Genomic DNA, 16,838 nt, shown 5'->3' with positions numbered 1-16,838 from the left:
AGATCTCTGGGGGTGGAGATCTCAAGCTCGCCTGTGTCGCTACGGACTCTCTTTTTAGTGTGCCCATTGCGCTTGTTAGGCTTATCTGCTTTTTCATGCTTGGGGTAGCCGAGATGCTCTTCCATTTCTGCTTCTAGGGCAGTGTCGATGAAGGACTGCATGAGCTGCTTTTGAAAGTCTTTGATGTCATCGAAGCTTTTCATGCTACCAGCCATTTGTTCGGCTAACTTCTTTAGTTCTGTTTCTTTTGTCATTGCTTATTCTCCTTTACATTGGATTATAAGCAGTTACACAGAGTTTGGGAAAGGCTCGGCTCTCCTGCGTATACCTCTTGCACCACCATCCTTTCACGCAATTTCTACCTCACGTACTGCCTCTATCTCACATACTGGTTGATGACGCACTCATCAGCCATGCTAGTTAATTATGATTCTCAATTAGCATCTTATTCTTAGTTCATAACATTACAAGCGCTAGCACCTCTATATGCTACTATATCTGTCTGATATTGTAAGAAGTCTGACGGACTTTAATCTTTACTAAGCAGTTTACCAATAACGCTTTTATTATATGCAATATTGTGAATTTAACCTGCGAGACAACAATAGGAGTATGGGTGATGATAGGTAGCCAGAAAGTCATTGATTATTTAAATTTTTTATTGGGCGGCGAGCTTGCTGCGCGTGATCAGTATTTTATTCATTCAGAAATGTATGCTGAATGGCACTACGGCAAGCTATACGACCGCATCCATCATGAAATGGAAGATGAGACCTTGCACGCGCAGGCCATTATCCGCCGTATTTTGATGCTTGGCGGCACGCCAAAGATGAGCGTTGATGGGATCAACATCGGTAGCACCGTCCCTGAGATGCTACAGTTTGACCTTGATTTAGAGTATCAAGTACAGCAGCACCTAAAAGACGGTATTGCGCTGTGTGAAGAAGAGCACGACTACGTCACCCGCGAGATGTTGGTCGAGCAGCTGAAAGATACTGAAGAAGATCATGCACATTGGTTAGAACAGCAGCTGCGCCTTATCGATATGATCGGTCTGCCAAACTATCTACAAAGCCAAATGGCAGAAGTGTCTCCTGATATTGTCTAGTATCGTCACAGCTATATTAAGCTGCAATATTTAGAGCACGTATCATAGATTAAATAGAGTAGGGAGAGAAAATATGAAAGGGGATAAAGAGGTCATTCGCGCCTTAAATAAAGTACTCGGACAGTCATTGATTGCCATCAACCAGTATTTTTTGCATGCGCGTATCGCTCGTCATTGGGGGCTTGAAGCATTAAACGAGCATTTTTATAAACAGTCTATCGCTGAGATGAAGTGGTCGGATGATTTGATTGCGCGTATCTTATTATTAGGCGGTCTGCCAAACTTACAAGATTATGGCAAGATGTTCCTTGCAGAGGACGTGCCTGAGATGATTGAGTGCAACCTGCGTTTAGAAAAGCAAAAATTCACTATTATCACTGAGGCAATTACCCTATGTGAAGAAAAACGTGATTATGTATCACGCCAGCTATTGGTCACGCTAAAAGATGGTAATGAGGAATATGACGATTGGCTGGAGACTCAAGAAGACTTGATACAAAGTATCGGGGTTGAGCGTTATATTCAGTCACAAATGCATGACGACGACGCACCGTAATTAGCCACTCTTGACTGACACTTGCCAGCTTGTCTTTTGAGTATCTTTTAAGATATATCAAAGGACATGCTGGTATTTTTATGTCTATAAGACAGGTGTTTATAATGATAAAGTGCTAAGACAACTATCGATTGCTTGTTACCTGTGAGACGTACCTAAGATAAGCCCTAATATAAACCGCGACCATCTTCAGGCTTGAGTCGTAAAAAATACAGCCCTGATAAAATGGTTAAAATCCCCAATATCCAATAAGTCGTTTGAAACGCCGCCAGCGTGTCTAGTCCAAAGCGCTCACGTAATAGGTTGAGCACCGCCGCCCCAAAGGCAATACCAAAGCCAATTGCTAGCTGCTGATTGACTGCCATGAGGCTATTGCCGCTACTGGTCTGCGCGCCTTCCAAATCACCAATGGTAATGGTGTTCATCGCGCTAAACTGCATAGAGTTACACGCGCCCATCAAGGTAAGCAGCGGGATAAACCATAACCAATTATCAGGGTCGTTGAACTGCGCCAATAAGATGATGAGTATACCGATGAGCAGGGTATTTAACACCAAAACTTTGCGATAGCTAAAGCGTTGGATGATTTTGCTGACCCAAGGCTTGATACCGATAGCACCAATGGCGATAGGCGCAAGCAGCCAGCCTGCCTGCGAGGGCGAATACTCAAACACCACTTGTAATAATAATGGCAGTAAGAACGGCACAGCACTGATACCCAAACGGGTAAATAAATTGCCCGTAATACCGATACGAAAGGTACGAATATCAAATAGACTCAGTGGAAATAAAGGCGCGGGGCGGCGTTTGGCATGTGCCACATAAGCGCCTAGCAATACGCTGGCGGCCACCGCTAGCAGCAGACCATACATGCCGCGGCCTACCTGCGAGCCAAACTCTACGGCGAGCGTAAACCCACATGCCGCCGCGGCAAACAGCCCAAAGCCTAGCCAATCAAGGCGCTGGGTATCTTCAAACAACGCAGGCACCAGTTTTTTGCCCATAACAAACCCTAAAACACCCATCGGGATATTGATCAAAAATATCCAATGCCAACTGGCATACTGGACGATATAGCCGCCCAGCACCGGCCCCACGAGTGGCGCGACCAAGGCCGGTATCACGGCAAAGTTCATGACAGTTAGCAGCTTGTTGCGCGGATAAGACTTGACCAAGATTAGGCGCGCAACAGGCGTCATCATCGCCCCGCCAATCCCTTGTATCACTCGTGAGCCTATCAAAAAATCCAACGTGGGCGAGGCTGCGCACAGTAGCGAGCCAATAGAAAAAATAACAATGGCAGTCAAAAATATACGCCGCGTACCGTATTTGTCCGCCAAAAAGCCACTGATAGGGATAAAAATCGCCAACGTCAGCGCATAACTGATCACCGCCCATTGCATTTTTAGCGGCGACTCGCCGAGAGCTTGTGCCATCTGTGGCAGCGAGGTATTTAAAATAGTCGCGTCTAATATCTGCATAAACAGCGCTACCGCTAACACGTAGGGTAGGTATTTATCTTGCATTGGGGTTAGCGTTACCATGTGACTCTCATTGGATATTGGGTGTTAATCAGCAAATGATCGGTTTATTCGCGAGCGAAGCAGCCACAGCCGATAAGTGGCACAAGCTGGGTAGTATAAGAAACAGCGGCATATAATAACAGTGAATCAAAGTAACGATAAATAGCAACGATAAACAGTAGCAATAAAAGCGGGCGATAAAAACAAACATCACCGCAGAGAAAACCACTATCAAAAACTGCATCAACTGCATTCAGAGCTAACCACAAGTTTAGAACCTAGGCGCTGGCATGGCCACTTGGTATGGTCAAAAAGCGCTTATTTACAAGAGAGGGCTTTAATATCAAGGCAGAGTGTCGTTATAGTAATGACTGATACATCTTAAATAAAAACAGCCGACACCCAATGGACAGATAATAGGCACTGAACAACCGGATAGATAATAGGCACTGAACAACTCATTAACCACCTAGGGACTAATACCTCAGTACCAATTACCTCAGTACCAATAAATAATAGGCATCAATAATATTCGATAGTAAGGAGATATGATGAAACAAAACAATCACCATAGCACGCATGCTGATAATAACAGCACAAGTAGAGCAAACGCCGCCTACGTCCCGCCCAAAGTATGGGTGCAAGACAAAGACAATGGTGGCAAGTTTGCCAGTATCAATCGGCCAACTGCTGGCGCGCGCCACGAGCAAGTGCTGCCGGTGGGCGGCGCGCCGTTGCAGCTGTATTCGCTCAACACCCCTAACGGCGTCAAGGTCAACATCCTCTTAGAAGAGCTGGCTGAGCTGGGCGTCAAAGGTGCTGAGTATGATGCGTATAAAATTGATATCTCTGAGGGCGATCAGTTTGGCTCAGGGTTTGTAGACATAAACCCAAACTCAAAGATTCCCGCCTTGGTCGATCGCTCGCATGATGAGGCAGATGAGCCTATCGCTATCTTTGAGTCGGGCGCTATCATGATGTATCTGGCCGAAAAGTTTGGCAAGTTTATTCCGCTATCTTTAGGCAAGGCGCGCGCCGATTGTCTGTCTTGGGTCATGTGGCAGATGGGCAGTGCGCCTTTTTTAGGCGGCGGGTTTGGGCATTTTTACGCATATGCACCTGAGCCTTTAGAGTATCCGATCAACCGCTATACGATGGAGACCAAACGGCAGCTTGATGTGCTAGATAAGCATTTAAAAGATCACAGCTATATGTGCGGTAATGATGACAGCGATTACAACATCGCTGATATGATTATTTGGGCATGGTATGGACAATTGGTGCTTGGCAAGCTCTATGATGCGGCTGAATTCTTACAAGTCGATGAGTATCAGCATGTCAAACGCTGGGCTCAAAATATCGCTGAGCGTCCAGCGGTCAAGCGCGCTGTAGACTTGAGCTTAAAACCTATCAATCAATAACCGTATTTATACCAGTCACACAGGGTATGTCGGCATATCGATTTTATGCCAAATTGATTATAGTTAGAACAATAGGGCTGATAAGTGATGACTTATCAGCCCTATTTTCGATTTTTTGATACTTAATATGCTGTTTTAGATATCGCTTGTCATTCTACATTCATATATGTTTATATTGTAATAGCAGTATATTTATCTAATTACACAATGGTACATTAGTACAACAGATAGAAACATTAATACGTTAATATAGCATGTCGCCACATTTATAACAGGTGCGTAGACATCGTCTATTAATTAATGGATAGTGACTATGAAGGATGATACCAAGCTAGGAGACTTTAGCAACTCCTGCCAAGCTCAGCAGCGGCGTAGTATATTACATATGTGTATGTTACATAGCAGCGAGCAAGACAGCAGACCAAACCCTGTGGCTGGCGTGACTGGTCTTATGATAGGTAGTGAGTTGCCTATATCCAAACATTATCTCATTCCTAAAACAATAAAATCTTTTAAAAAAATAACAAAGATACTTTTATTTATGATAAAAAATACCCTCTCATTTTCTCAGTTTATTCATATTCCTATACCCTTGGTCGCTGCTATCGGTGCTGCTGTCGTTAGTACAGCCAGCATGGCGGCAGACGGCGGTATCGAGTTTACCAGTCAAGACTGGCAGGTGGCTTGTGATAACACCCGCACTTGCCGGCTGGCAGGCTATCAAGCAGAAAACAACAGTGAGTTTCCAGTCTCGGTTCTACTAGTACGCCGCGCTGGGGCAAATGCAGATGTCGATGGCAAGATCAAGCTGGGCGGCGCTAAAGAAAGCTCCTCAAAGGCGTTGATGCAGCTTGGCAGCCGTCACCGTATATCACTGCTGATCAATGGCAGAGACTATGGCGAGACTCGGCCTTTTTCTGCTGCCGCTGGCAACGCTGAGCTGACCGCCACGCAAGTCAATGCGCTATTAGAGGCATTGACCAAAACGAGTAAGATTGAGCTGGTTTTGCGCAACTCCCGCTGGCAGTTGTCGGATAAAGGGGCCAGCGCTGTCATGCTCAAGGCCGATGAGTTTCAGGGGCGAGTAGGGACACCGAGCGCTTTTATTAAGGCTGAAGGCGCCGCCAAACCCAATAGCAGTGTCTTGGCGCCCAAGCCTGCGCCAAAGCTAAGGTTTGTCGCTCCCAACCCGAAAGCTGTGCCCAGCGGTCAACGAAAATTCGTCATGAGGTCGTCCCAGCTTGCCGCGCTGATGAAAGAGACCTTAAAAGATGCTGATCGTGACTGCCCAAACTTAGATGATAAGTCGCCATGGCGGGTCAGCCGCTTAAACAACTCTCAATTACTCGCGCAGCATGATTGCTGGGTGAGTGCCTATAATGCAGGCAGCGGCGTCTGGGTCATTAATGACAAAAAACCTTATAAGCCGACCTTGGTGACCACCAGTGCCACCAGCTATGACAAGGGCAAGCTAAGCTCGGTACAAAAAGGCCGCGGCATCGGCGACTGTATCAGTCAGGTTGATTGGCTATGGACGGGCAGGGCATTTGAAAAAAGCCATGAAAGCACCACAGGACTGTGCCGTATGATCGAGGCGGGCGGCGCGTGGCAGCTGCCAACCTATGTCACGGAGGTAAAAATAGGCAAATAATAGGATATTGCAAAAATAGCTACAGTTAGTTTTTTATTGTGCTATACTACGTCGCCACGAAAGCTTAGGCTTTTGTGAATTATGAGATTGATAACATCGCCTGCGATTTTGGGTCTAGGATTGACCATGAGTAATTGTTGCCGATGATTTTGTGTACTTAAATAACGTTTTTATCGTTGTTTTTGACTCATATCTTATCTACTGAATCATCACTATGGTTTGGATTGGTTGTTGTTTTCGATTATCTGCTTTGGACAAAGCATTGATAATACGCTGATAGCAAGCAAGGATAAGACACTCGGCACTACCACCAAAATACGTCAGACAGCACACATGCATTTATGATAGAAGCTTAGCTTGAATCGCTTAGCTTCTAACGATCGATATCGTTATATGGTTCGATGGTAGCTTATAAAGGTGGTGTGGTGAACGGTTATCAGTGGTATGCATCAAGCTTGCTGAATGTACAGCATCTTATACTTACCCAAGGATTCTCATGACTGATATCTTATCTGCCATCGCCGCTGAAAACGGCATCATCGAAAGCACCGATACGCCAAACACGGACACCTCTAAAACAGACCCTACTGCTCAAGCAGCAACAGACGCGGTCTCAGAAGACAAAACAACCTTTAGCGATCTTAATATTGCCAAGCCGATTTTGACCGCGCTTGATCGCATCGGTTATACCAATCCAACACCCATCCAAGAACAAGCCATTCCTTTTGCCCTACAAGGCCGCGACCTATTGTTGTCTGCGCAAACCGGTAGTGGTAAGACCGCCGCTTTTGTTATCCCTGTACTTGATCGCCTAAGCCGTGCCACCAGCTTTGATAAGCTCACCAAAGCCCTTATCCTAACGCCAACGCGCGAGCTTGCTCAGCAGGTGCATGACAGCGTGCGCACGTACTCAAAAGACATGCGCGGTTTGTTCTGCGTGCCATTGGTCGGCGGCGCGCCTTACAACGGTCAAATCACCGCCCTACGTAAAGGTGTACAGGTCATCGTCGCCACGCCTGGTCGTTTGCTTGACCATATCAAAGCAGGCCGTGTGGATTTATCAAACCTTGAAGTGTTGGTACTAGATGAAGCGGACCGTATGCTTGACATGGGTTTTGCTGATGACATCAGTGATATCTTGAGCGCCGCGCCAACCGATCGTCAGACGATCATGTGTTCAGCCACTTGGGATGGTCCTGTCGGCAAAATCGCTGCCAGCTTTACCAAAAACCCTGAGCGCGTGTCTATCAAGGTAGAGTCAGCACACATCGAAGAAAAAGTGTACTACTGTGATGATTTTGATCACAAAAACAGATTGCTTGATAAAGTGGTTTGCCAACCAGAGATGGATCAAATCATCATCTTTGCGGCGACCAAACGCAGTACAGAAAAACTGGCCAAATCGCTACAAGAGCAAGGCCACAAAGCCAGCTTTTTACATGGAGACTTGCCGCAAAGCAAGCGTAACCGTATCGTGCAAGACTTACGTAATGGCAAATGCAAAATCCTAGTAGCGACTGATGTTGCTGCCCGTGGTCTTGACGTGCCAGCCATCTCACACGTCATCAACTACGACTTACCGCGTCAAACAGAAGACTACGTGCACCGTATCGGCCGCTGTGGCCGTGCAGGTCGTACCGGTGTCGCCATCAGCCTATGCAGTATGGATGATCGCCCACAGTTAAACGCCATCAACCGCTACTTAGATCGTCAGATGGAAGTGTGCGTCATCGAAGGCATGGAGCCTAAGAAAACCTACGTACCAAGCGAAAACAAAGGACGCGGGCGTGGCCGTGGTCGCGGACGCTCTAACGGTGGTGGTCAAGGCCGTGGCCGCTCAAGCGGTGGTTATGCTGGCAAGTCTACTGGCGGTGGACGTGGTCGCTCAAACGATCGCGCAGCAACAGGCCAGCGCGCCAGCAATGATAGTGGATACCAAGGCCAAGGTGCTGGCAAGTCACGTGATTCATCAGGTAAGCCAAAAGACCGTTTTGGTGGTAAACCATATCAGGGTAAGCGCGGTGACCGTGCAGCTACAGGCCGTGGTCGTCCAAGTGGTAGTCAAGGCCGCCCAGCGGGTCGCTCTGACAGCCGTGGCCAAGGTCGTCCAAACGGCGGCAACCGTGGTAAAAACTCGTAATACAGCGCTATAATATTGCTGGCGTTGATGACACTGTGATATATAGCGGTATAAAACTCGCCCAATAACAAAAAAGCCAGATACGTATTATCTGGCTTTTTTTTGGCTATAGGTAAGGACTAAATGGTGTTGGCTATTTAATAACCACCCATCATCAAACAAATAGGATAAACGCAGGTGAATGCAGGATCCTTGCTTGCACCTATTTTTTGCCTTGTCTATACTGACGGGCTTTGATCAATCGTACACTCGGAGGCCTCTGATGCCCGCCACCTCAAGTTTAGCAATCGATAGCCTGCCATTAGCCTTTGGTATTATCATGGCCATTATCGGTTTGGTGTTTTATACCCAAGGGCTGCCTGGTAAATTTTGGCGACGTTTTTATGCCATACTGCCCGGTATCGTTCTGTGCTGCTTTATACCCGCAACGCTCAACAGCTTAGGGGTTTTTGCAGACGGTGTTGGCTCGCAGATTTATGGCTTTACTGCTACCTACCTGTTGCCAGCCAGCTTGCTACTGATGACTCTGTCGATGGATGTGCCCAAGATATTGGGTCTAGGATGGAAGGCGATTGCTATGTTTTTTGCCGCCAGTATCGCCATTATCATCAGTGGTCCGATCAGCTTAGGCATCGCCAAATGGGTGTCGCCCAGTATGTTTAGTGATGACACCTTGTGGCGTGGGTTTTCGGCGGTGGCGGGCAGCTGGATTGGCGGCGCGGCTAACCAAGCGGCGATGAAGGAGCTATTTGGGGTCAGTGATGACTTGTTTGGCATGATGATTCTGGTCGATACCACCAACGCTTCGCTGTGGTTACTCGCGATACTTATCATGGCCAAACACAGTGATAAAATTGATAAATTGTTAAAAGCTGATAGCAGTAGTATCGACAAAGTCATCACCGCAGTTGAGAGCTATGAGCGCCACCATGCGCGGCCTGCGACTTTGAATGACCTCATGGTGATGTTTGGCCTGTGCTTTGCCATGGTGGGCGTGGCGCACTTTTTGGGCGGGCAAATCGCAGGGTTGTTTGCGCCTTATAGCTGGGCGGTGCAGTACAGCTTTGCCAGTAGCTTCTTTTGGATGGTGGTTATCATTACCATCATAGGGGTGATCTTCTCTTTTACCAAAATTCGCCGGCTTGATCATGTGGGCGCCTCCAAAATCGGTACAGTATTTATCTTTGTGCTTATCGCGGCTATCGGCATGCAAATCAATCTAGCCGGTATTGTCTCGCAGTGGCGCCTACTACTTATCGGTCTGCTATGGATGAGTATTCACGTTGTCATTATCTTTGCTGTCGCAAGGCTCATTCGTGCGCCGTTCTTCTTTTTGGCCGTGGGCTCCAATGCCAATACAGGCGGCGCGTCCTCAGCCCCGATTGTCGCTACCGCCTTTCATCCATCACTCGCACCAGTTGGGGTGTTTTTGGGTATTCTTGGTTATGCGGTCGGTACTTTTGGCGGCTATATCAGCACGCAGATGATGCGGCTGGTGGTGGGCTAAGGTTAAAAATTCCTCTGAGCTGTCAATCTCAATTAAAAAGAGCGTGCTAAGATATTTTCTTAACACGCTCTTTTTATGTCATTTAGGTATAAAGTTATCGTTTTGTCTCTCTATGCTATGAATACGTAAGCCTAGCTCTAGCCCACAGCCAAGGTGTGTTAACCTCTCGTTAATCAAATCTTATAATAATAATGAGTTAAGAGGAAAGACTGCGGTATGGCCAAGTACAATAACACAAACTCCCACGACCCTTATAGCACTCCCAATCACCAGCGAAACAAGCAACCAAACAGCCACGTTCAAGTCCGAGGCGCACGTGTGCATAATCTAAAAAACGTCGATGTTGATTTGCCACGTGATGCGCTGGTGGTGTTTACGGGTATATCAGGCTCAGGGAAGTCATCGCTGGCGTTTGGGACTTTGTTCGCCGAATCACAGCGGCGTTATCTGGATTCGGTGTCGCCGTATGCAAGGCGTCTGATCGATCAAGTGGACGAGCCAGATGTCGATGCCATAGAAGGCCTGCCTCCCGCAGTCGCCTTACAGCAGCAGCGGGGCACGCCTTCTGTACGCTCCTCCGTTGGTAGTGTCACGACCATATCAAACGGCTTGCGGATGTTGTACTCACGAGCTGGCGAGTACCCAGCAGATCAAGACATGCTCTACGCCGATGCATTCTCGCCCAATACGCCAGAGGGGGCGTGCCCGATGTGTTCGGGTATTGGCCGAGTGTTTGATGTGACCGAAGAGTTGATGGTGCCTGATGGTAGCAAGTCCATTCGTGAGCGGGCGATTGCATCGTGGCCTGGCGCTTGGCAAGGACAAAACCTAAGCCGAATATTAACCACGCTTGGCTATGATATCGATACGCCGTGGCACAAATTGTCCAAAAAGTCTCGCGACTGGATTTTGTTTACCGATGAGACGCCAACAGTCCCCGTCTATCCTGAATACGATATGGCGCAGACGCGTGCTGCGATTGAAAAAGGAGAAAAGCCCAATTATATGGGCACGTATATCAGCGCCAAAAACTTTATCCTAAATGCCTTTACCACCACGCAAAGCCCACGGGTCAAAAAACGGGTCTCGCAGTTTATGCAAATATCTATATGCCCAGAGTGCCACGGTAAAAAACTCAAAAAAGAATCGCTATCAGTAAAGTTTGCAGGGCTGGATATCGGCGAGCTGTCGCAACTTACATTAACTGATCTGGCATTGACGCTGGAAAAAACAGCGCATGCAAAAATCGAAGATGACACCCCCAACCGTGAAAAAGCCATCGTCGCACAGCGCATTGCTAGTGATATATTAGCGCGTGTTGAAGCACTAACGAGACTGGGCTTGGGTTACTTGTCGCTTGAGCGCACCACGCCGACATTGTCACCAGGGGAGTTGCAGCGTCTAAGATTAGCCACGCAAATACGCTCGCAGCTGTTTGGCGTGGTCTATGTGCTTGATGAGCCATCCGCAGGCTTGCATCCTGCCGACACGCAAGCACTGCTAGGGGCATTGGATGAGCTTATCGCCGTTGGCAATTCAGTGTTTGTCGTCGAGCATGATGTGAGCGTTATTCGCCATGCCGATTGGGTGGTCGATGTCGGACCCAAGGCGGGCACGCATGGTGGAAAAATTGTCTATAGTGGCCCTGTAGAGGGTTTGCGTCAGGTTGCTGCATCAACAACCGCACAATATCTCTTTACCGATAAAAAGACGGCGCACAAAAAACCGCTTAGAAAACCTAACGCTTGGCTAAAGCTTACTGATATAGAGCGTAACAACATCCAAGGGTTAAGTATTGCGTTTCCGCTAGGGGTGATGACTTGTGTCACTGGCGTATCGGGGTCAGGTAAATCGAGCTTGGTCAGTCAGGCGCTAGTTGAATTAGTTAATGAAGCCTTAGGGAAAGAAGTGGTTACCCAAGCTGCAACTGATGAAGCGGATTTGTTAGATCAGGAGATCGAGACGGTCACTAAAGGCCAAATCATTGCTGGTATGGACAAAGTCAGCCGCCTTATTGATATCAATCAAAAAGCCATTGGTCGTACGCCGCGCTCAAACCTTGCCACCTATACAGGGCTGTTCGATGATGTGCGTAAATTATTTGCGGCAACGGCGGAGGCCAAAGCGCGCGGCTATGATGCGGGACGTTTTTCCTTTAACACACCAAAGGGTCGTTGCCCCAACTGTGAAGGCCTAGGGTTTGTCAGTGTCGAGCTGTTATTTTTGCCGAGTGTTTATGCGCCTTGCCAAGTCTGTCACGGTCAGCGCTATGATAATGACACGTTGGCGATTACTTACCGAGATAAAAACATCGCTGAAGTGCTGGATCTCACGGTAGAATCTGCTTATACGTTTTTTGATGGAGAAGCCTCGATATTACGTGCTTTAGATGCTCTCTTGCAAGTTGGTCTTGGCTACTTGCGTCTGGGGCAGCCAGCGACTGAACTGTCGGGCGGCGAGGCGCAGCGTATCAAGCTTGCCACCGAGCTACAACGTACCCAGCGTGGCGATACGCTTTATATCCTTGATGAGCCGACCACTGGCCTACATCCTGCCGATGTGTCGATGCTGATGGCGCAATTGGATGCGCTCGTCGAGGCAGGCAATACCGTCATTATGGTTGAACACGATATGCAAGTGGCCAGCAATAGCGATTGGATTATCGATATTGGGCCGGGAGCAGGGGATGCAGGCGGGCAAGTCGTTGCTCAAGGTATACCTGAGGATGTGGCAACATCAAAGACCAGCCAAACTGCACCGTTTTTATTGATATAGCGTTAATTGGCGCAGTATTATCATCATTGCATATCGTTTAACGTTAAGGAACAACCATGTTTGGCATGATAAAAGACTGGCGTGAGCAGCGCATACTAGACAATAGTGAGTTTACCACGGCTGATTGGCGGCAAGCTGCCAAGCGCATTGTGATACTTGATAGACTAAATGAGGACGAAAGGAGCCGTCTGTTTGAGCTGGCGACGTTATTCTTAGATGAAAAGTCGATTACCGGCGCGCAGGGCTTTGAGATTACCGATAAAGTCAGACTGTCGATTGCCTTGCAAGCTTGCCTACCGATTCTAAATTTAGGGCTGGAATGGTATAAAGGCTGGTCTTCAGTCATCATCTACCACGGCTCATATAAAAGTGAGAGCACCACTATTGATGAGTTCGGTATCGTTCATGAGGGCCAGCAGCATCGAAGCGGAGAGGCGTGGCAGCGTGGGCCTGTGATACTGTCATGGAAGGATGCCAAGCACTCAGGCGAGCGTGACGGTCATAATGTGGTCATTCATGAGTTTGTGCATAAGCTCGATATGTTAAATGGCCGCGCCAATGGTTTTCCGCCCATGCACCCTAATATGGATCCGGCGCGCTGGACGGAAATTATGAGCCGTGATTTTGAAGATTTTCAAAATCATCGCAAGTCAGGACTGGATCGCTATGGTGCGACCAATCCAGCGGAGTTTTTTGCAGTGCTTAGCGAGGTGTTTTTTGAGACCCCGCAAAAGCTATTCGATGCGTATCCTGATATTTATGACATTATGGTGAAGTTTTTTCAGCAAACACCGCTGTAGTCTTTATAGCAAAACCGTCAGTCATAGATGTACTCATCATATCAATGTTAATATAAACAGCAAAACACGCATAAATTCGGCAGCCCAATAAGTTTTTGGGATTTTTGCAGCATGCCAAGCTGCTAAACCTGATTGTCTTGACATTGAGTGCACCCAAAGAGGTGATGATGAGTGAGATGTCAGCGATACAGTCTGTGCATCTCAAACGTATCGAGCATTATGTGAATTTAAATTTAGCAAACCCTGATTTGAGCCCAAACACCGTCGCTGCAGCTTGTCATATTTCTATTAGATACTTGCACAAACTCTTTGCCAGCTTGCCTTATAGCTTTTCGGAATGGGTCAAGATGCTGCGCTTAAAGCAGGCCAATCATATTTTAAAATCAAAGAGCTATGTCACCATTGAAGAAGTCGCTTATAGGGTCGGCTATGGCGACCAAAGTTACTTTTCTCGCATTTATAAACAGTATTTTGGTTATCCGCCTCGAGATACGCCCAACACGGGATAACAAGGTATTATTAACGCTAAACTGAAATACTTGAAAAATAAGCAATAACATAGTCTTTTATATTTATAAATACGAATATATGGTATAAAGACAGCAAAAAAGGGCAGGGCATCATGGTTGAGCGTCAACATGTCAACATTCTGCTGTTTTAGCCACTATTTGCGTATAAATGCACTAAGTCGTCCACTGGTCAGTGATAACGGCTACCAGATAACGCTTACCTTGATAGTCATCAAACACCAAGCGCAACACCCGCCAGTCTAAACCGCTGTATTCATCACTACCTTTATAGTAAAACTCAACGACATCAGAGTTTTGATATATTTTATTTAGGTTGTTGATGCTATTGCCACTTTTTTGAAACTCATTGACGCTAAGGGTAGCGTCATTAAAGGTTTTGGCCTTTACCCAAGTGTCTAGGTACTCTGGTAGCGGTATGATTAATGGCTCACCAGAGCCGTCACGTTCACCCCAAGTAAAGCGAATTTTGGACTGCTGCAAATACTGAGCATACTGTTCACGGCTAAAGACCTTATCGGACTCAGGGCGCACATAGGCATACATAGAGAAACGCACACCACGGGTAGGATGAATGTCTTTGGTGATTCTGGCATAGTCGTTATTGGCAAGTGCACGCTGGATGCGTAACGCTTGCTGTTTGAGCGTTTGTTGGCTCATGTCGGTGGTTACGGGGGTGTTGGTGGATTGCGCCGATGTATTTATAGTGGACTCAGCTGAGGATTGACAGCCTGTTGCTGCCAATACAAAGGCGAACATACCACTTGTCATTATCGAAAAATAAGGGGGCTTTAATGCTGCAAATAGGGTCATATTGTGTCCTTATGATAGCCATTACTGGGAATATGCAAAGCGACAATCGTTAATCATCTCAATCTGAATGATACGATAAGACAGCACAGTCCTCATATGAGTGTGATGTAATGGTTAATAGCTATTTGTGTAAAAAAACAGGGTAAATTGACCCATGCAGATTATTAAACCATTGATACCCATACTGATATCGCTCGCGACAGGATTTGCGACGTTTGCTCATGCAGCAAGTAATGTTACAAAGGGTAATACGACAACAGGCGCGCAGACATATAACGCGCAAAAACTACAAACCATTCGCCAGATGTATGAGCAAGACATCCGTAATGAAGGGATGGATAATCCAGTCGTCCTGCAACAATACGCCAATACAGCGCTGCAAAACGCCATGCAGTTAGAACAAACATATTTTGAGACAGCGCAAATGTCTTGTCATGTGGGTTACGATGTACTATGGAACTCACAGGATCCTGATTATCAGCAAGACAAGCAGTTTGCTATCACCGATAAAGGGCTGGTTAAAGTCAGCTTGGCACAAGGCGGCGATGTCTATTATGATTTGACTTGTGATAATAAAAATTGCCAAGTGGCAGACGTGATATTAACTGATCAAGGAAAATCGCTGCGTGAGCATTTGCTAAAAGCTTGCCGTTAGTTTGAAAAAATTATGGCAATGGATTGGTTTGGTGACGGATTTAAAATCGTCGAATCAGTATGTATAAAAAAAGACGTATAAAAGTTTATCGGCAACCTACTAAAAGCATTGGTTTGTTTTCGCATAATGTATATTATGTTAAATAAGGTCTATAAAATACTATATCAGTGATTATATTAGCGCTTACTAGACATTGCCTTGCTAAGCACTGTATGGTCAGTCCACCCTACAAGGAACATCTTCAATCATCAATCATTGGTCTCGCGGTACAATGTGGTTTGTGATTCATCTTTAAATTCTTCGTAAGTAATCACAGGCTCAGCATCCAGCTCAGTATCCAAATTCTCATCCTCGCTGTTTGAGGCAGCATTGTTTTGACTTTCGTCAGCTGGCTGCTCGGTTGTGGCGATTTCGTCTGGTTTATCCGAGCTAAGTGCTGCACCAGAGTCGCTTGACGCTGTATGATCAGCAGTTGCACTGGTGTCTGTCATCGCATCTTGCTCTTGCTGAGTCGCTACAGCCACAGTGCCCGTGGTTACTGTATCGTCATTATCAGGGGTTGTGGCTTCTGTACTTTGTATAGGGTTGTCTTTTGTATCGCTAGAGAAATAAGTGATGGCGGCATAACCCAGCACGGCCGCTGCCAAAAGTACTGAGCCGATACCGATAATGAGTGTTGATGGTTTGCGTTTACTTGCCAGCGCTTGCTCGTCTTGAGGATCGATACTTTGACTTTGAGAGTCGGTACTTTGATAGCTGCTAGCCTCAACCTCTGTGCTGGCAGCCGCTTGACGATCCTGTGGTTCATGGTCGTCGATGTGATGCTTTGGCGCTACGCCGCTATCTATTTCTACAATATCTGCGCTAAATAAACTGCCCGTCTCTTTGTCGGTATCTACCCCACCCTCAGGCGTTGATACACTGTGAGAGGTCGTACTATCTGGCTCAGAAAAGCCCAGCGTAAAATCAAGTTTGTCGTTGTCGCGCTCAGTATCTGGTGCCGCAGCTGTTGGGTCGTTTGGCGGCTGTTTTGGCTGGCTGTCATGCTTATCTTGACTAGCAAACCATTGTAGCTCTTCGTCGGTCAGCGGCTCATAAGCAGGTAGATGATGTGCGCTTTTTAGAGGCTCTAGTTTTTTATGAGGCTCAGGGTGCTGCACGCGGTTCAAAAAACGCTTGTAGATATCACCATTGCGCTTGTCTCTGCGATTTTTAGCATTGGCAATCTTTTTTGCCAACTTTGTATCAAGCTTTGCTTCAAGATCAATACTACTGTCATTATTTATATCGTTCATAGAATGATACCGAGCCAGTTATACTATTACCATTAGATAAAGGATGATACAGTTTATTTGCCAAATG

Annotated in this window: 15 protein-coding genes; 10 read left to right on the top strand and 5 right to left on the bottom strand. The window is 46.8% G+C overall.

Features of this window, described 5'->3' with window-relative positions:
- On the bottom strand, window positions 1-254 hold a 254-nt coding region (locus JMX98_RS08355; RefSeq protein WP_201585881.1), incomplete at its 3' end, for a transposase.
- A gap of 365 nt (window positions 255-619) precedes the next feature.
- Here JMX98_RS08355 and bfr (JMX98_RS08350) point away from each other — a divergent pair.
- On the top strand, window positions 620-1,108 hold the full coding sequence (gene bfr, locus JMX98_RS08350; RefSeq protein ID WP_105245770.1) for a bacterioferritin: 489 nt from the start codon (window positions 620-622) through the stop codon (window positions 1,106-1,108).
- Window positions 1,109-1,181: 73 nt separating this feature from the next.
- Window positions 1,182-1,664, top strand: coding sequence for a bacterioferritin (gene bfr, locus JMX98_RS08345; protein ID WP_201585880.1), 483 nt, complete (start codon window positions 1,182-1,184; stop codon window positions 1,662-1,664).
- A gap of 167 nt (window positions 1,665-1,831) precedes the next feature.
- On the opposite strand, the gene JMX98_RS08340 is transcribed toward bfr (JMX98_RS08345), so the two are convergent.
- Window positions 1,832-3,208 (bottom strand): DHA2 family efflux MFS transporter permease subunit, encoded by a 1,377-nt coding sequence (locus JMX98_RS08340; RefSeq protein ID WP_201585879.1) that lies wholly within the window; start codon window positions 3,206-3,208, stop codon window positions 1,832-1,834.
- Between the two features lie 44 nt (window positions 3,209-3,252).
- Complete coding sequence (locus tag JMX98_RS08335) at window positions 3,253-3,456, bottom strand: hypothetical protein (RefSeq protein ID WP_201585878.1); 204 nt, start codon at window positions 3,454-3,456, stop codon at window positions 3,253-3,255.
- Between the two features lie 282 nt (window positions 3,457-3,738).
- Here JMX98_RS08335 and yghU point away from each other — a divergent pair, with 282 nt between their 5' ends.
- The 7 genes from yghU (at window position 3,739) to JMX98_RS08300 (ending at window position 13,990) form a co-directional block, all read left to right on the top strand.
- Entirely contained in the window at window positions 3,739-4,608 is an 870-nt protein-coding gene (yghU, locus tag JMX98_RS08330) for a glutathione-dependent disulfide-bond oxidoreductase (RefSeq protein WP_201585877.1), read from the top strand.
- A 541-nt stretch (window positions 4,609-5,149) separates the two neighbouring features.
- Window positions 5,150-6,259, top strand: a complete 1,110-nt coding sequence (locus JMX98_RS08325) for a DUF1176 domain-containing protein (RefSeq protein ID WP_227680097.1) — start codon at window positions 5,150-5,152, stop codon at window positions 6,257-6,259.
- Between the two features lie 496 nt (window positions 6,260-6,755).
- Window positions 6,756-8,399, top strand: a complete 1,644-nt coding sequence (locus tag JMX98_RS08320) for a DEAD/DEAH box helicase (protein ID WP_201585875.1) — start codon at window positions 6,756-6,758, stop codon at window positions 8,397-8,399.
- 262 nt (window positions 8,400-8,661) lie between these two features.
- The gene (locus JMX98_RS08315; RefSeq protein WP_201585873.1) at window positions 8,662-9,906 is read left to right on the top strand and encodes a DUF819 domain-containing protein; all 1,245 of its coding nucleotides are present in this window, start codon (window positions 8,662-8,664) and stop codon (window positions 9,904-9,906) included.
- Window positions 9,907-10,122: 216 nt separating this feature from the next.
- Window positions 10,123-12,681, top strand: coding sequence for an excinuclease ABC subunit UvrA (gene uvrA, locus JMX98_RS08310; RefSeq protein ID WP_201585871.1), 2,559 nt, complete (start codon window positions 10,123-10,125; stop codon window positions 12,679-12,681).
- A gap of 56 nt (window positions 12,682-12,737) precedes the next feature.
- Window positions 12,738-13,481: a zinc-dependent peptidase gene (locus tag JMX98_RS08305; protein ID WP_201585869.1), complete on the top strand. Its 744-nt coding sequence runs from the start codon at window positions 12,738-12,740 to the stop codon at window positions 13,479-13,481.
- 104 nt (window positions 13,482-13,585) lie between these two features.
- Window positions 13,586-13,990, top strand: a complete 405-nt coding sequence (locus JMX98_RS08300) for a helix-turn-helix transcriptional regulator (protein ID WP_201585868.1) — start codon at window positions 13,586-13,588, stop codon at window positions 13,988-13,990.
- A gap of 174 nt (window positions 13,991-14,164) precedes the next feature.
- Here the strand turns inward: JMX98_RS08300 and JMX98_RS08295 are convergent, their stop codons facing one another.
- Entirely contained in the window at window positions 14,165-14,821 is a 657-nt protein-coding gene (locus JMX98_RS08295; RefSeq protein ID WP_227680096.1) for a hypothetical protein, read from the bottom strand.
- 154 nt (window positions 14,822-14,975) lie between these two features.
- On the opposite strand from JMX98_RS08295, the gene JMX98_RS08290 reads away from it, so the two are divergent.
- Window positions 14,976-15,476 (top strand): hypothetical protein, encoded by a 501-nt coding sequence (locus tag JMX98_RS08290; RefSeq protein ID WP_201585867.1) that lies wholly within the window; start codon window positions 14,976-14,978, stop codon window positions 15,474-15,476.
- Window positions 15,477-15,724: 248 nt separating this feature from the next.
- Here JMX98_RS08290 and JMX98_RS08285 read toward each other — a convergent pair whose 3' ends face one another.
- Complete coding sequence (locus JMX98_RS08285) at window positions 15,725-16,771, bottom strand: hypothetical protein (RefSeq protein WP_201585866.1); 1,047 nt, start codon at window positions 16,769-16,771, stop codon at window positions 15,725-15,727.
- Window positions 16,772-16,838 lie beyond the last annotated feature (67 nt).

The sequence above is a fragment of the Psychrobacter sp. HII-4 genome, from assembly GCF_904846595.1.
Taxonomy (GTDB): Bacteria; Pseudomonadota; Gammaproteobacteria; order Pseudomonadales; family Moraxellaceae; genus Psychrobacter; species Psychrobacter celer.
This window is presented reverse-complemented; position numbering and strand designations above follow the sequence as displayed.

Excerpts from the sequence above, each read along its gene's own strand:
- bfr (WP_105245770.1), top strand. The coding sequence starts at position 620 with ATGATAGGTAGCCAGAAAGTCATTGATTATTTAAATTTTTTATTGGGC.
- bfr (WP_201585880.1), top strand. The coding sequence starts at position 1,182 with ATGAAAGGGGATAAAGAGGTCATTCGCGCCTTAAATAAAGTACTCGGA.
- JMX98_RS08340 (WP_201585879.1), bottom strand. The coding sequence starts at position 3,208 with ATGGTAACGCTAACCCCAATGCAAGATAAATACCTACCCTACGTGTTA.
- yghU (WP_201585877.1), top strand. The coding sequence starts at position 3,739 with ATGAAACAAAACAATCACCATAGCACGCATGCTGATAATAACAGCACA.
- JMX98_RS08325 (WP_227680097.1), top strand. The coding sequence starts at position 5,150 with ATGATAAAAAATACCCTCTCATTTTCTCAGTTTATTCATATTCCTATA.
- JMX98_RS08320 (WP_201585875.1), top strand. The coding sequence starts at position 6,756 with ATGACTGATATCTTATCTGCCATCGCCGCTGAAAACGGCATCATCGAA.
- JMX98_RS08315 (WP_201585873.1), top strand. The coding sequence starts at position 8,662 with ATGCCCGCCACCTCAAGTTTAGCAATCGATAGCCTGCCATTAGCCTTT.
- uvrA (WP_201585871.1), top strand. The coding sequence starts at position 10,123 with ATGGCCAAGTACAATAACACAAACTCCCACGACCCTTATAGCACTCCC.
- JMX98_RS08305 (WP_201585869.1), top strand. The coding sequence starts at position 12,738 with ATGTTTGGCATGATAAAAGACTGGCGTGAGCAGCGCATACTAGACAAT.
- JMX98_RS08295 (WP_227680096.1), bottom strand. The coding sequence starts at position 14,821 with ATGACCCTATTTGCAGCATTAAAGCCCCCTTATTTTTCGATAATGACA.
- JMX98_RS08290 (WP_201585867.1), top strand. The coding sequence starts at position 14,976 with ATGCAGATTATTAAACCATTGATACCCATACTGATATCGCTCGCGACA.
- JMX98_RS08285 (WP_201585866.1), bottom strand. The coding sequence starts at position 16,771 with ATGAACGATATAAATAATGACAGTAGTATTGATCTTGAAGCAAAGCTT.